18 protein-coding genes and 1 riboswitch are annotated in these 14,502 nt (G+C 37.3%); of the genes, 13 read left to right on the forward strand and 5 right to left on the reverse strand.

The genetic code is table 11. From position 1 onward, the window contains the following. Positions 1–228: 228 nt before the first annotated feature. A complete protein-coding gene (locus tag AC0VXV_RS07880) occupies positions 229–828 on the forward strand; it encodes a DedA family protein (protein WP_350478452.1) in 600 nt (199 codons plus the stop codon). 51 nt (positions 829–879) lie between these two features. On the opposite strand, the gene AC0VXV_RS07885 is transcribed toward AC0VXV_RS07880, so the two are convergent. Beyond that, positions 880–1,743 (reverse strand): helix-turn-helix domain-containing protein, encoded by an 864-nt coding sequence (locus AC0VXV_RS07885; RefSeq protein ID WP_475531049.1) that lies wholly within the window; start codon positions 1,741–1,743, stop codon positions 880–882. 249 nt (positions 1,744–1,992) lie between these two features. On the opposite strand from AC0VXV_RS07885, the gene AC0VXV_RS07890 reads away from it, so the two are divergent. The 4 genes from AC0VXV_RS07890 to AC0VXV_RS07905 all read left to right on the forward strand — a co-directional run bounded on the left by AC0VXV_RS07890 (position 1,993) and on the right by AC0VXV_RS07905 (position 4,357). Beyond that, positions 1,993–2,490, forward strand: a complete 498-nt coding sequence (locus tag AC0VXV_RS07890; RefSeq protein ID WP_475531050.1) for a hypothetical protein — start codon at positions 1,993–1,995, stop codon at positions 2,488–2,490. Between the two features lie 93 nt (positions 2,491–2,583). Next, complete coding sequence (locus tag AC0VXV_RS07895; protein WP_475531051.1) at positions 2,584–2,973, forward strand: hypothetical protein; 390 nt, start codon at positions 2,584–2,586, stop codon at positions 2,971–2,973. A gap of 89 nt (positions 2,974–3,062) precedes the next feature. Further along, positions 3,063–3,491, forward strand: coding sequence for a hypothetical protein (locus AC0VXV_RS07900; protein WP_475531052.1), 429 nt, complete (start codon positions 3,063–3,065; stop codon positions 3,489–3,491). Then, complete coding sequence (locus tag AC0VXV_RS07905; protein ID WP_475531053.1) at positions 3,491–4,357, forward strand: ABC transporter ATP-binding protein; 867 nt, start codon at positions 3,491–3,493, stop codon at positions 4,355–4,357. The genes AC0VXV_RS07900 and AC0VXV_RS07905 overlap by 1 nt, the downstream gene beginning before the upstream one ends. Before the next feature lie 270 nt (positions 4,358–4,627). Here the strand turns inward: AC0VXV_RS07905 and AC0VXV_RS07910 are convergent, their stop codons facing one another. Further along, positions 4,628–5,191 carry a DUF4256 domain-containing protein gene (locus tag AC0VXV_RS07910; RefSeq protein WP_475531054.1) on the reverse strand — a complete coding sequence of 188 codons (564 nt, stop codon included), beginning with the start codon at positions 5,189–5,191 and terminating at the stop codon, positions 4,628–4,630. A gap of 337 nt (positions 5,192–5,528) precedes the next feature. On the opposite strand from AC0VXV_RS07910, the gene AC0VXV_RS07915 reads away from it, so the two are divergent. Next, positions 5,529–5,729, forward strand: a complete 201-nt coding sequence (locus tag AC0VXV_RS07915; RefSeq protein WP_008406560.1) for a cold-shock protein — start codon at positions 5,529–5,531, stop codon at positions 5,727–5,729. 221 nt (positions 5,730–5,950) lie between these two features. Here the strand turns inward: AC0VXV_RS07915 and AC0VXV_RS07920 are convergent, their stop codons facing one another. From AC0VXV_RS07920 to AC0VXV_RS07930, 3 genes are all read right to left on the reverse strand, one after another. Beyond that, the gene (locus tag AC0VXV_RS07920; RefSeq protein ID WP_475531055.1) at positions 5,951–6,694 is read right to left on the reverse strand and encodes a serine hydrolase; all 744 of its coding nucleotides are present in this window, start codon (positions 6,692–6,694) and stop codon (positions 5,951–5,953) included. A 238-nt stretch (positions 6,695–6,932) separates the two neighbouring features. Then, the gene (locus AC0VXV_RS07925) at positions 6,933–7,211 is read right to left on the reverse strand and encodes a hypothetical protein (protein WP_475531056.1); all 279 of its coding nucleotides are present in this window, start codon (positions 7,209–7,211) and stop codon (positions 6,933–6,935) included. A 59-nt stretch (positions 7,212–7,270) separates the two neighbouring features. Then, the gene (locus tag AC0VXV_RS07930; RefSeq protein WP_008406565.1) at positions 7,271–7,483 is read right to left on the reverse strand and encodes an alpha/beta-type small acid-soluble spore protein; all 213 of its coding nucleotides are present in this window, start codon (positions 7,481–7,483) and stop codon (positions 7,271–7,273) included. Positions 7,484–7,758: 275 nt separating this feature from the next. Between AC0VXV_RS07930 and AC0VXV_RS07935 the strand changes: the two genes are divergently transcribed. From AC0VXV_RS07935 to cobK, 7 genes are all read left to right on the forward strand, one after another. Beyond that, positions 7,759–8,526 (forward strand): class I SAM-dependent methyltransferase, encoded by a 768-nt coding sequence (locus tag AC0VXV_RS07935; RefSeq protein ID WP_475531057.1) that lies wholly within the window; start codon positions 7,759–7,761, stop codon positions 8,524–8,526. 12 nt (positions 8,527–8,538) lie between these two features. Further along, on the forward strand, positions 8,539–9,342 hold the full coding sequence (locus tag AC0VXV_RS07940) for a GNAT family N-acetyltransferase (RefSeq protein ID WP_475531058.1): 804 nt from the start codon (positions 8,539–8,541) through the stop codon (positions 9,340–9,342). A 12-nt stretch (positions 9,343–9,354) separates the two neighbouring features. Beyond that, on the forward strand, positions 9,355–9,759 hold the full coding sequence (locus AC0VXV_RS07945; RefSeq protein ID WP_475531059.1) for an acyl-CoA thioesterase: 405 nt from the start codon (positions 9,355–9,357) through the stop codon (positions 9,757–9,759). A gap of 19 nt (positions 9,760–9,778) precedes the next feature. Further along, positions 9,779–10,582 (forward strand): DUF2785 domain-containing protein, encoded by an 804-nt coding sequence (locus tag AC0VXV_RS07950; protein WP_475531419.1) that lies wholly within the window; start codon positions 9,779–9,781, stop codon positions 10,580–10,582. Positions 10,583–10,597: 15 nt separating this feature from the next. Beyond that, positions 10,598–11,482, forward strand: a complete 885-nt coding sequence (locus tag AC0VXV_RS07955; RefSeq protein ID WP_475531060.1) for a S16 family serine protease — start codon at positions 10,598–10,600, stop codon at positions 11,480–11,482. 169 nt (positions 11,483–11,651) lie between these two features. After that, positions 11,652–11,838, forward strand: a riboswitch (cobalamin riboswitch). 228 nt (positions 11,839–12,066) lie between these two features. Then, positions 12,067–13,728 carry a precorrin-3B C(17)-methyltransferase gene (gene cobJ, locus AC0VXV_RS07960; protein ID WP_475531061.1) on the forward strand — a complete coding sequence of 554 codons (1,662 nt, stop codon included), beginning with the start codon at positions 12,067–12,069 and terminating at the stop codon, positions 13,726–13,728. Positions 13,729–13,736: 8 nt separating this feature from the next. After that, the gene (cobK, locus tag AC0VXV_RS07965; protein WP_475531420.1) at positions 13,737–14,495 is read left to right on the forward strand and encodes a precorrin-6A reductase; all 759 of its coding nucleotides are present in this window, start codon (positions 13,737–13,739) and stop codon (positions 14,493–14,495) included. Positions 14,496–14,502: the final 7 nt, after the last annotated feature.

Raw genomic sequence — 14,502 nt, forward strand, 5'->3', positions numbered from 1 at the left:
GTTTTGCGGATGAGGCAACATTTGTGAGGAGAGGACGTTCTATTCTAAAGAAGAACATACATATTAACGACATGTTTTCACAATTCTATTGTGAATCGGTTAAAGTTTTTGTATGCTAAGTGAATGTAGAAGTGGACTTTGGAGTTAAAATCGTGTTTTGTCGATTTTAACTTTGGATATTGCAAATGATTGGAGTTGTTTTTGTTGTTAGATACAATCATTCTATCAATGATTGAGTTTTTTAAAGGGTTTGGCTATTTCGGTGTGTTACTTGCACTTTGCTTTGAGTTTATTCCAGCAGAAGTCATATTACCGATGGCCGGGTTTTGGATTGCTCAAGGGGAATACAGCTATTGGTTAATGGTGCTTGCCGGAACAGTAGGCGGAACAATCGGACCGTTGACTTTATATGCGGTAGGGCGTTATGGTGGTCGTCCAATCGTCCTGAAATACGGAAAATTCTTCTTGATTACTGAAAAGCAAGTGAATGCATCGGACAAGTTTTTCGCAAAATATGGTGCGGGTGTCGCATTCTTCGGACGCTTCATGCCAATCGTCCGTACCGCAATTTCGGTACCATGCGGGATGACTAAAATGAATGTATGGAAATTTACAATCTATACATTTTTAGCAATGTTTCCAATTACCGCACTTTATGTTTATTTAGGCATTAAGCTAGGGGAAAACTGGGAGCAGGCAGGGGATCTGTTTAAACAGTACTTGCAGCCGTTTGTCATCATCATCATTATTCTGGCAGTAATTTATGCGATTTATAAATACCGTATTAAGTTATTAGAGCGTAAAATGAATTTCCCTAATAAAAAATAAATTCAAAGGGCAGCCGTGTTTAACAGGCTGCCCTTTTTAATTTGCTCTATATTATTTAATAATTATATTATTTTTTATTTCTTTTTCCAGCATTTTCACTAGTTCTGCTTGTTCTAAATGTTGAAGTAGCGTTAACCCCTTCTCAATAAAACCTTCATTCGATCCGTTTAAATTATTTAGACAGACGCCTTTTCTCACATAACAAATCGACAGGTTGATAAAAAGCTGCTCTGATTTACATTTACCGATTGCATCATTCAACAGATGGAGTGCGGTTTCAAAGTCTTTTCCTTTTATATTAATAAGCGACAGATTGATCAGAAAGTTTATTTTCATCTTATTAATATTTTGAAATCCATTGTACTTGTCGATATGGCGAAAAGCAAATTCTTTTATTTCGGTTGCAGTAGAAATCGGAAAAACAAATAAAATTGCATTAAGCAAATAAATATCAGCTAAGTACAATGTATTACGTTGCGAGAGATCCTTCCATAAGGGAGATAACGTTTCAGAAGCCAGTATAAAATCACTGGATCTTGCCAAAACGAGCATGCCCTCCATTACAGTTCGAATATTCATGATTAAATTGTCATTCGGATTTTGCTGTAAATAAGCAGTACATTCTTCAATCATTTGGAGCAAGGCATTTTCGGAATTATATGTTTGATTGTAAAACTTCTTCATAATCCTTTGCCGGTCATGCATTTTATAATTGTTGCTTATGTATTCAAATTCCTCATAGGACATTTCAAGCCGCCCCAAAAATTCCTTCAAAATCGAGAATTTAATTTCTCTGTTTTCTCCTTTTTCAAACTTAGAGTAGTTGCCCTGTGAGCATATTTTTTCACTGACATATTGTTGCGAATAGCCTTTACCAACCCTGATTTCTTTTATAACTTGTCCGTAATTATTCATTTCATCACCTAAATTATTCTTTTAGGCATATTATACACTTTTAGTAGGATTGTTTGTAAAATTAATACAAAGGAGGGGACGAAATGGTAGGTTTATTAATCACAACTTTAGAACTGTGGATTATTGGAACTGGTGGAGGATAAGTTAAGGAATTAGAAGATTCATATATAGCAATCAGGTTTTTTATTCTCGCTGACCAGTTTACCGGTTTTAATCAGCTATATGATTTCCTTGAAAAACGGCTTTCAAATGTATAACCCGATCCACTTGATTGTTTCATATGAACAGCTATTACTGAATTCGAATCGTTTTGTCCCTTATTTAATTATTATGTTACTCCTAGTAGTGATAGGTACCGGCATTACTTATGCTGTCATTAATATGAAAAGTGTCAGTTTTGGAGTTCCTGAATATACAGCAACCAAAAAAGAGTATCGACCAAACAGGAGATTTAAATTATTACAAATAGAGCATGTGAAAAAGATGCGGAAAGGCCATATTCTTTTTACCGTTCTTCTGCTATTCGGTATAATTGGCGGTACGGTCATTGTAGTGAATGAGCAGTTCCGAACATTTCCTGACAAAGCACTGAAAATAATTGAGAGTTCCCAAAATACGATTATCCAAGATCAAACACACTGGAAGCTGGTCGCAGAGGAATTTGAAATGGAGCAGGAATTGCAACGACGGATGGCTGAGGAAACAGGTGAAGAGCTGGAAATGCTTGATCAAAATCCTTATCACTAAGTGATTAAACAATTAGAAATGCGATTTGAGGCGTTGGAACATCTGTAGGCTGATATTAACTCTCCAACATTTGCCGAGACATTTCGGGGTGTGATGAACTCATTTGAGCCAGGTTCTTATAGAGAAAGCGATAATACACTTTGGACATTGACCGACATGGCATCGGAAGAGCAGGAAATTATTCTGGATGACAAAAGGATAGACCCGTGGCCGCTTGGACATAAGTGGGTTTCTGATTTTGATGATCCGAGTCAGGCTTTAGATCAAGAGCATTATGAACGTTTAAAGCTGTTCCAGAAACAAAATATCAAATACGGAGACAGCAGTTCGTTTGCAATGTACAGGTTCTTGGAATGGAACATGATGTTGTTCGTCCTGTTTTTATTTGTATTTTTGTTATGGACAACGATGGCCGACGAATATAGGCCGAATCCATCGATGATCTTTTTAGCAACAAAACCGATTCGATTTTCCTCTATTTAATTACCTGTAGTTTGTTGCTCATTACGGGTACTATTGTTTTTCTGATTGCTACATTTATTGGTGGTGTAGGTGACAGGGATTATCCGATATTGATTTATGCAACAGAACGGCTGGAGGAACACTTTTTCTTTTCAACGGCGAACAATGCCTATTTTTATTTTGAAAGTTTGACAACGCTGCTTATCAAAAGTGGAGTGCTGGTATTCATGCAGCTATTCTTTTTAAATAGCTTGTTCAGCTTTGTCGGGAAATTGATGAAAAATCATTATGCAGCGATTATCGTTACAACCATACTCGTCATGGCCGGGTACTTTGCAGGGAACCATTATATTGAACTAACAAGTAGTATGTATAATCCGTTTGTATATTTTGATACATGGAATATTGTAGATGGCTGGAAATCGATTGAGGCAAACAACGGAAAAGTGAATTCCCTGACGGGTATGGCCATTTTACTAATCAGTGGTAGTCTATTGTTCTGTATGGGACTTTTATTTAAAAGGAGGGTGACATCATAATGGTATTGCAGGTGAACGAACTTGAAATGAAATACAAAAGTCAACGGGTACTGGATAATATTACATTTTCAATCGGTACCGGTGAAATAATCGGAATCGTTGGACCAAATGGGGCAGGTAAAGCGTCATTAATGCGCTCGGTATTAGGATTGGAAGAGATTAATAAGGGCACTGTTCACATAAACAATATTTCCAACACCAACCCTAAATTTTTTAAATATATTTCCTTTTTGCCAAGTGATAATTACTTGTATATGCATTTAACCGGATATGATCATCTATTGTTTGTGGCGAACGTTTACCATATACCGCAACAAGAAATAGAAGACGTCATAGAGTTGATCGGCATCCGCTCGTATGTGCATCAGCCCGTCAAATCTTATTCTTACGGGATGCGTCAGCATTTGCTGATTGCGTTAAGTATATTGACGAAGCCGCTCATTATTTTAATGGATGAACCTTTTAATGGACTGGATCCGACAAGCATTATTGAATTAAAACAATTGATTCAAGTACTGCATGCAAAAGGAATAAGCATCGTCATTTCAACGCACAACCTGGATTTACTGAAGGATTTAACGGATACGATCTGGTTTATTAAAGAGGGAAAGCTTTATACAGATCCGTTGCATTCAAATAAGGAAGTACAATACGAAATTAAGTATTCGCATCATAGTGATTTTCCTCAAGTAATGAAAAAGAGTCATCTTCCTTATGAAATTAAAGATATTCTGCTCATTTCAGATGCTGCATTTGCAATTGAAATCTATCTTCAATGGTTAATAAAAAACGGTGTGCGAATCCACTCAGTGAATCCGATTAACCGGAACTTGGAAGGACTGTATCGTGATTTTTATGATCTATAATAGACATAAGGGTAGCAAATAACTAAAAAATGACATTTTATCTTAGGAATATAGCATTTTTTTGCTACGCGTAAAAATTGATTTCCATTCCGGGACGCTTTCCGCGGGCATGGACTGAGCCTGTAGTCTCAGGCGTCGTGCTGTTCCCGCTGGAGTCGCCCTTCATTCCAATCAATTTTATAAAATATGCGTTTATTAAAAAGGGTTTTCTTCTTATCCATTGATACTTCTATTTCTGTTACAAGCTCTTTTATAGTAGAAATAACTAAACTAAACAGTAAGAGATCCTCTAAATCCTCGCGCACCGTAGTACGAGTCAGCACCGTTATGGTACATGAAAATTGTCTCGTAACGACGGTCACAGAAAATCGCTCCGCCAAGTTTACGTATATCTGGAGGTGTCAAAACCCAGCTTGATGTTTTTAAATCGAATTTTCCAAGTTGCTGCAAAGAGCGGTATTCGACTTCCGTTAAAATTTCAATTCCCATTGACGCGGCCATATTCATAGCACTGTCTTCCGGTTTATTTTTCTTACGCGCATCCAATGCTTCCTGGTCATAACAAATACTTCTGCGTCCTTTAGGGCTTTCTAATGAGCAGTCCATAAATGTGTATGTGTCTGTTTCATGGTTATATGCAACGACATCAGGTTCACCTTCTGTACGTTCCATTTCATTAAGTGACCACAGTTTTACCGGATTTGCTTCAAGCTTTGTCTGCACATTTTCCCAATCGATATTCGGATGACGTTCCATATGCTGAAAAAAGCGTGCTTTCAGTGTTGAAAGAAGTTGTTCTTGCTGTACGTTTGTTAATACTTTTTTAGCTGCCATAATAGTGAACACCTCGTTAAGTAGTTGATGCCTTTAATGATACTGTAGTTTTGAGAATAATGTCTAGTAATGGTTAATGTTCATACTAAATAAATCTACTTCCGAGGATAGATAATATAATATTTATTTTTGCAAGGTAGTGAATTGTTTCATATGCATAGACAAATGAATTAATATGGTATATACTAATGTTAATAAGAAATGTTACAAGACAACAATAAATTCACCTATTACAAAATGTATTCGTGTTTTATTTAGTACTTTTTGTAATATGTGAATTTTTTTCTTTATGAGGAATTGTGATCTTATTAAATTTAATTAAATGGAGGTCATTTAAATGACACAAGGTACAGTAAAATGGTTTAACGCAGAAAAAGGTTTTGGATTTATCGAAGTTGAAGGCGGAAACGACGTATTCGCTCACTTCTCAGCAATCCAAGGCGAAGGTTTCAAATCTTTAGACGAAGGTCAAAAAGTTGAATTTGAAATCGAAGACGGCCAACGTGGCCCACAAGCTACAAACATCGTAAAACTTTAATTTTAAAGCTGTAACGATAAACTGCATCCCAAAAATATGGGGTGCAGTTTTTTTGTGGCTAAAATTAAAAAGTAAAAGGGTCCTGATAGTCATTATGTATAAAGAGCTGTATACGGAAAGTGAATAATGAGTCCGGGGAATAATCAATTGAAAAAGATGCTTAGCCCAATTAGGCAAAGCATCTTTTTGATTGAAACAATATTTATAAAATTAAACCAAACTTAGTTTAAAAGGGCATCACGTACCTTATCACGATAATCAGCATCATTCATAAGCTTTATTTCGAATGAATTCCGATTGTTCCTTAACAGGAAATGTTCATGAAATTTTAAATCATTAAGTAAGAGGACAATTTCGTATTGATCTCCCTTAAGGTTTTCAACATACATCGCATTGTTTAAGACGAACAGCGTAGAGCCGCCCTTTGAGCCAATATGTGAATATTTCTTATAATTTTCTTCATTTAATTGCATTGGCCACTCCATAAAATCCCGGATTGTTTCAGCAGCATTTGGTGGCAGCTCGTCATTGGAAATAAGGGCGAGCAGTTTCCCGTAATCATTTGCAGAAGCTCCAATTAACCGATCTGACCAAACTCTTTGTATGGCAGGGGATGAGTCAAATGTTGCCTCGCTTGCATTAATTTCGCCTGTTTTCATTTGAACGCTTATCGATTGAGCTAACTTACGATAGTCTTCCATTGATAACTTTTGGAGTGCCTTGATTAATTCTTTTTCGGACATCCCATCTTTTTGTATAGAATCAGGGATGAAGAGCGCACTGACAATTGGATAAACGTCTGCATGCTGTGTTAGTCCTAACGCTGTTTTACGCTTATTTATCGCATTAACACCGAGCAGATTAATTAAATAGTCTGTATTGGCATTTGAGCTATACGTAATCATCCCTTTAGCAACATCATGCAAAGTGACTTCATTATTTTGGATGCCCCCATCTTGTTTCATAGCTTCTAACCATGCTTCATGAGCGCCCCCATCAGTATTTTTCAAATTAAACGGTTCAAGTCGTCCAATGGTATTGTTTGATCTTTTTGGATTTTATTTCCTTCAACCTGCATGGCATATTCAAGTGCAATAAGGATATTAACAGTACTTGCTAATGGCCGTATAACAGTTGTCTGATAAGTAATGACAGGTTCGAAGTTTTCAGCAAGATATAAAGAGGAGGATTCCGGATTTTCTTTCAAATGTTGAATAATATAATTTGGATTGTCTCTGAGTAGAGCATATGCTGCAATACCTGTAAAGTAATGACCCCATAAATAGTTAATCTCTTTTTTGTATATGTTTTACGGTCAAATAAAATCATAGCCAGAAAACCGAACAGTAAAGCAATGAGAAAATTTATATTGAAACCTAAAACTGCAATAATAATTCCGGATATAATTCCAACCGTCATAATGGCTTTCTGAACTTCTTCACGTGAAAAATCAATATTGGAATTTCGTATGTATGTAATCATCTTGAAAAGCCACAATGAAAAGAAAACGCTACAAAATTGTAGCGCTTCCTTTTCGTTAATTATTGTTGATTGTTTGAATTTCCGCGTAATTGTTGCTCTGCCATTTGAACTAGGCGTTTCGTAATTTCGCCACCTACAGAGCCGTTAGCACGTGCTGAAGCGTCTGGTCCTAATTGAACACCAAACTCTTGTGCAATTTCGTACTTCATTTGGTCAACTGCTTGTTGTGCACCAGGTACACGTAATTTGTTTGAGCTGTTGTTGTTTGCCATTGTTATCGCCTCCTTATGACATTAGAATGCACAGGGAAGAAGGTTTCATACTATAACAGGAATAGGTAATTTACAGTTCAATTGGTAACGTTTTTATAAAATGGTGAAGTTTTAATAATAACTGACTATCACCGATTAACACAAAATCACACAGGACAGAACAGCACAGCAACTAAAACAAATTAAAATTGTCGGATTGTAACATATGGGATAAAGTGGTTTAATTGGTATATCTAGTATAGATTTATCATCGTACATAATTGTTGCGGAAAGGAATGACATTATTGAATTCAATCATCGAAAACAATAAAAAAAGCTGGGATATTGTAGCGAAGCATTTTGCTGGAGGAGATGCGTTGCCAAGCTATGGACCTTTAGCGCAAACAGAAGAGGAACTGAATTTGATCGGAGAAGTTACCGGGAAAACGGTGCTGGAAGTTGGATTTGGAAGCGGTCATTCTCTTTTATATATGAATAACAATGGTGCAAAGGAGCTTTGGGGTGTTGATTTTTCGAGTGCCCAAAAGGACCTGGCGCAGAAAACGTTAAACGATATCGTGGCAAACTTATTTACGGCTCCAATGGAGGTAGAAATCGGTTTGCCGAAAAATTATTTTGATTTAGTGTATTCCATTTATGCGATTGGCTGGTCCAGTGATCTTCCGGCAACTTTTAAGTTAATTCACAGCTACTTAAAAGAAGGCGGCGAGTTCATTTTCAGCTGGGAACACCCTTTCTATAATCAAATTAAATGTCGCGACCACCAGTTTATTTTAACGGATTCCTACCAGCGTGAAGGTTATATTGAAACAACTTCATTTAAAGGGGAAGATGCGCCAATGCAGATACCGAAATATAAAATGGCGACATTTATAAACGCACTTTTAAAAGCAGACTTTGAACTTGTAGAAATTATTGAGAGTGAAATTCCGATACATGCAAAAGGTGAAGAAATTCCGTATTCCGAAAAATATTATTCTCTTCATAAAGCAAGTCACTTTCCAACGACCTTTATCGTGAAGGCTCGAAAAAGTACTTTATAGGAGGCAAGAAAAATGATCCTAAAGTTAACAAACGAGGAACTTGAAATTACAATGGCACTTGTACATAAAAAGCCGGCGGAAAATTTATTTATCATCGGTGATATTGAAGCATATGGGATGGAATCTGATATCCAGGATTTATGGGGGCAATTTGAAGGTGATCAGTTAAAAGCAATATTACTGCGCTATGATCAGAACTATATCCCGTATAGTGAAGGGAACTATGATGTCGATGGGTTTGCCAAAATAATTAACGAAAACCGAGGTCGGATAGAAATATCGGGATTACAGCATTTAGTCGCTCCATTAAAAGAACGGATTAATCGCGGCATTCGACGGGACAGTGAAACGTATTATGCAAAATGTACAAAATTGACGGTTCCAACGGCTGAATTGGATTTTTCAAATGTGACGTATTTACAGCCAAGTGAGTACGGAGAAAATATTGAAATGCTCCAATCGATTCCGGAATTTTCAACGGGTACATTTAGTATTGAAGGAAGAGAGCGCGCGGAAAAATTTAAAACAGGGCGTACATATATTATTCGTGACGAACAAGGTGCGATGGTCTCTTCAGCATCAACAACAGCGGAAAATTCTCAGTCAGCGATGATTGTAGGTGTCGGAACGAGACCGGGTCATGGGAAAAAGGGATATGCGACACATTGCATGTTAAAGCTTTGCCAAGACCTGCTCGATGAAGGGAAATCAATTTGCCTGTTCTATGATAATCCGGCTGCCGGCCGCATTTATAAGCGGATTGGGTTTGAAGATATCGGTTTTTGGACAATGGTTCGTTATGAAGAAGAAAAATAGGGGGGGAACATTGTGAGAAGATTATTAGCAGAACAACCGATTCAAATAAACGCCTATGATATAGATGCGATGGGCATTGTTAGTAATATTGTGTATGTACGGTGGTTTGAGGATTTACGTATGACATTTTTAAATGAACATTATTCATTAGCGGAAATGATGGCAGTGCAAATCTCCCCAATCTTGATGAAAACAGAGATTGAATACAAAGCTCCTTTAACAATTTTCGATAAACCGATCGGACGGTGCTGGATGGTGAAAATCGGGCAATCAAGTTGGGAAATGGAGTTGGAAATTACAACGGAGAGGCATACACATTGTACTGGAAAACAATCAGGATGCTTTTTCGATTTAAAAAAGAAAAAAGTTGCAAAAATTCCTGAGCCATTAAAAAAACTTTTTGAAATGGGTCAATAAAAAAGGAGCAATTCAATTGATGATGAAAGAACATTTAGAAGGGTTAGTAAATAAATCGATTAACCTAAATTTAATTGATCTCAACGAATTAATCGAATTTATGCTAAAAAATATCGGAAATACGGATGCCTATTTACGTGATAACCTAATTTATCGGGGATTTTGCGAATTAATTCTGAATGAACAATTTACTGACAAACAATTAATTGCCATATTAAAAACATGCTTGGATGACGAGCATCTTTATTTAAATATTACACACAATGATCCTTCAGATGATGTATTTACACGATCGTTTTCGGCACTTGTTATCACCCTTATTTTAGGTAAAGATCGTGAAAAAAGAAGTTTGCCTGAAGAACTCATCGTTGAGGCTATTCACCGAAGTATTCAATATTTATTTCTTGAGAAGGATTACCGGGGATTCAACAATACGAAAGGCTGGGCACATGCGGTTGCACATGGAAGTGACTTATTGGCAGAAGCAATTAGACATCCGTTAATAATGGACTCCCAATTATTATATAGTGCATTACAAAGTTTAAAAAGCTGCCTTCATACTGAATACGCTTTAATTGATGAGGAAGAAGAACGCATACTACCGGTCATTGATGCATTACTCGATAAGGGAATGACGGATGAGCAATTGTTAGCATGGATAAAAGAATTGCATTACATAGAAGTAGTAGATTGGTATAAGAAATACCGTTATGAGTGGAATGTGAAGCAATTTGAGAAATCATTATTAAGACATTTATTAAAATCAACCAAATGTACACAAACAGCCAATTGGATTGTTTTTGAAAGTCCAATTGTAGTTTAACATGGAGCTGAAAAATTGAAACGTATTTTTTTAATGATACTGCCATTCGTTTTATACATAGCAGGCTTACTCGCGTATTATTTCGGTAAGATTAACGGTTATCAATTTATTATTTTTATTATAGTCGGCTTAGGTATTTCAATTTTCGGGTTTTTTCTTTACCGAAACGACAAGAAGTTGAAAGCTGCTTTTTTAGTGATATTTTATATACTAGCTCTATTAACTATATTTGAAAGCCGATTGATCGATTATGAAAAGTATACTTATTTTCTTATGTCATATAACGAGCCTTTTGAAATAGTGGAAGATTCAGGTGTCAATGTACTGGCAGTGGAAGTTGTTGAGGTCCCATATATAACAGATTTGGGCTATTTAATTCATACTGTCGAATTTTCAACAAATAAAGAAGTTTTGGATACGGAAGTTGTCACGAATAAAACCCGGTACCGTTCGAAAAATGAAGAATTACTAAGTTATGTACGCCCTGCGGAGAAACATTTTGAGACGATGAAGGAAAATGTCATTGCCCACTTGCCTGAGAAATCAACAGCTATCGATCAATTTTTAAAGAGAGACGATATAGAAGGTGACAGTGCAGGACTTGCCACTGTGTTAAGCGGTCTTATCGAAAACGGTGAATTCCACAATAACATACCGATTGCCGTAACAGGAACGATTGATAGCAAAGGAAATGTGAAGGAAATTGGTTCGATAAAAGCGAAAACCTTAATTGCTGAACAAAGCGGCCTTTCACATATTCTTATACCTATGGAAAATGAAGAAGAGGCGAAGGAAGTAAAAATAAATGAGCAACTTAATATCAACATTATTGCTGTCACATCTATAAAAGATGCCGTAGCCTATGTAAAAAAGCTAAATGAACCCGTGACAGGAAAATAATAAAGTGAACAATTGAAATTAAACAACCTTTGATTAGTTGGATAGTAAATTTATGTACAAAACACCTAATACACGATTAATAAACGTTTCATTTATGCTCAAAAGCTTATGAAGATAATAATTACCCTATCATTTTTTAGTAGACTATGTTATTTTTATAATAATTAAATAATTTGCAATTTAGATAAGTGCTTACAGAATTTTGTAAGGTAAAAGGGAAATTAGTGAAAGACTAATGCAGCCCCCGCTACTGTAATAGCTGATGAAATCACAATGAATCACTGTCGTAAAGATGGGAAGATGTGAAAGTAAAAGGAAGCTTAAGCCAGGAAACCTGCTTATTTAAACGATACTTACTTTTCGGAGGGAGAAGTATAGGCGAAACAAGTAATTGTTTTTGTGTTTTTCTATACTTTTTTAGTATTAATTTCACATGCCCGTACCTCTTTCTAACGAGAGGTGCGGGCTTTTTTTATTTCTTAGTGGATAAGCAATGCTAGTTTTTAATGAAATCCACTTAAGAAAAATTATCATCACGTCCTATTTGGTGCGAGATGTATTTTTCTAATAGGGAGGGTATTTACATGCAAAAAGGAAAGATCTTTGTTGTAGGGTTCGGACCTGGAGATCGGGAACATATAACAAAACGTGCAGTCGATGCACTGCAGCAAAGTGATCACATTATGGGCTACAAAACGTATGTTGAACTGATTGAGCACTTAGTGACGGCGAAAACCATTGTCAGTACTGGCATGACTGAAGAAGTTTCACGCGCACAGGAAGCTGTAAAACAGGCTGAAGCCGGCCATGTAGTTGCTGTTATTTCCAGTGGTGATGCAGGTGTTTACGGAATGGCGGGCCTCGTATATGAAGTATTAATCGAAAAGGGCTGGACTGCAAAAGAGGGGATTGAAATAGAAGTCGTTCCGGGTATATCAGCGATTAACTCCTGTGCAAGTTTACTTGGCGCCCCGGTTATGCATGATTCGTGCACAATTAGTTTAAGTGACCATTTAACACCATGGACGGTCATCGAAAAACGGATTGAGGCAGCTGCAATGGCAGACTTTGTGGTTGCGTTCTACAACCCGAAATCTGGCAGACGCACGAGACAAATTGTTGAAGCACAGCGTATTTTGCTTAAGTATCGTTCTCCGGATACACCTGTTGGACTAGTAAAAGCTGCCTACCGGGATACGCAGGATATTGTGTTAACTACACTAGAAGAGATGCTGGAACACGATATCGGAATGTTGACTACGGTAGTCGTAGGGAATTCCTCAACATTTTACTATGACAATAAAATCATTACACCTCGTGGTTATCAGCGAAAATATACGCTAGGAGAAGAAAAACAACTATTAAAACCGCACCAACGTTTGAAAAAAGAAGCGGAACCTTGGGCGTTGGATCAGGAAACTGGTGAAGCAAAGACCGGGTATGAAAAAATTGAAGCGATCGAGAAAAAAATAGTTGAACCAGCAGCCATTAAAACAACCGCATTACAGCTTGCAAATGAAGCATTAGCGCTCGTACATAAAGAAACGTTGGCTGTAAAAGTTGAAGAAAATCCTTTTTTAGTGCAGCAAGAAGTGGAATCCATATTTGAGTTTGCTGTATCACCAGGTGTTGCCAATAAAATGATTACACCTGTACAAATGATTACATTGGCGGAGGTTGTAGGAGAACGGGGTACGATGGAGTATACGCCTGATCACCGTCTCGTGTTGAAGGTACCAACTGATTCACCTCAAAGAATCGTAGAAACGGTAGAAAAAACGGGTTTACTTGTTCAACCTGTCGGCGACGTAGTAATCGTCAAGGCGTGTGATTTCTGTTACGGCGAAAAAGCGGAATCCATTCCTTATGCTGAACAGATCATGGAAACGCTCGGAGGCATTAAAATGCCGAAAGAGCTGCACGTCGGTTTTAATGGATGCGGTATGGCATGTTATCGAGCGGTTTTTGATGATATCGGCATTGTTTACCGCAAGAAAAAGTTCGATTTGTTTATCGGCTCTAAACCAGTTGGACGAACAGCTCATGCTGCACAACCTGTCCTGGAGGGAATCGATCCGGAAAAATTGATTCCTTTACTAACGGATATCATTGCGGACTATAAAGAAAATGCACATCCTAATGAGCGTTTCTTTAAGTATTTTAAACGTGTGAAGAAAATACTGAATTTCAATTATGTTGATATGTCATGCAAAATTAAAGTGGAAGAAGCCCCGTGTGGAGACTAGGTGAAACGATGATTTTATTTTTAGCAGGAACAAGTGATGCAAGAGAGCTGGCGGTTCGATTAATACAAGCTGGCTATGACCTGGTGGCGACTGTTGTTACGGATTCTGCTGCTGCGAGTCTAAAAGATGCGAATGTTCCTAATCATGTCGGCCGCTTAACAGAACAGCAAATGAAGGAACTGATCGAAGAACGAAACGTAACAATGGTGGTAGATGCAAGTCATCCGTATGCAGAAGAGGCTTCTAAAACAGCGATGGCTGCTGCAAATATAACGGGTATACCCTATATTCGATATGAACGTCCCCAACAAAGCTATGTACATCCGCTCGTTACGGAAGTGGAAACATATAAAGAAGCGGCAATTGTTGCATCCGCACATTCAGGAACAATTATGTTGACGACAGGCAGTAAAACGCTCGCCGTTTTTACGGAGCAATTATTAAATAACGAAAATATTCGTCTTGTCTGCCGGATGCTGCCGAATAAAGAGAATATGGATAAATGCGATGCACTTGGTGTTAAGCAGCGCGATATTATCGCAATTCAAGGACCGTTTTCTAAAGAATTGAATAAAGCGCTTTACGAACAGTTCAGCACAACTCTTATTATTACAAAGGAAAGCGGGAAAGTCGGTTCGGTAGACGAAAAGATGGATGCGGCTCTGGAAATTGGTATTCCCGTCATCTTAATTAAAAGACCAAAAATACAATATGAAAACTTATGCACTTCATTTGAGGAAGTGTTTGAAAAATTAGGAGGAAAATAACAATGGC

The sequence above is a fragment of the Solibacillus sp. iso_87 genome, from assembly GCF_056173085.1.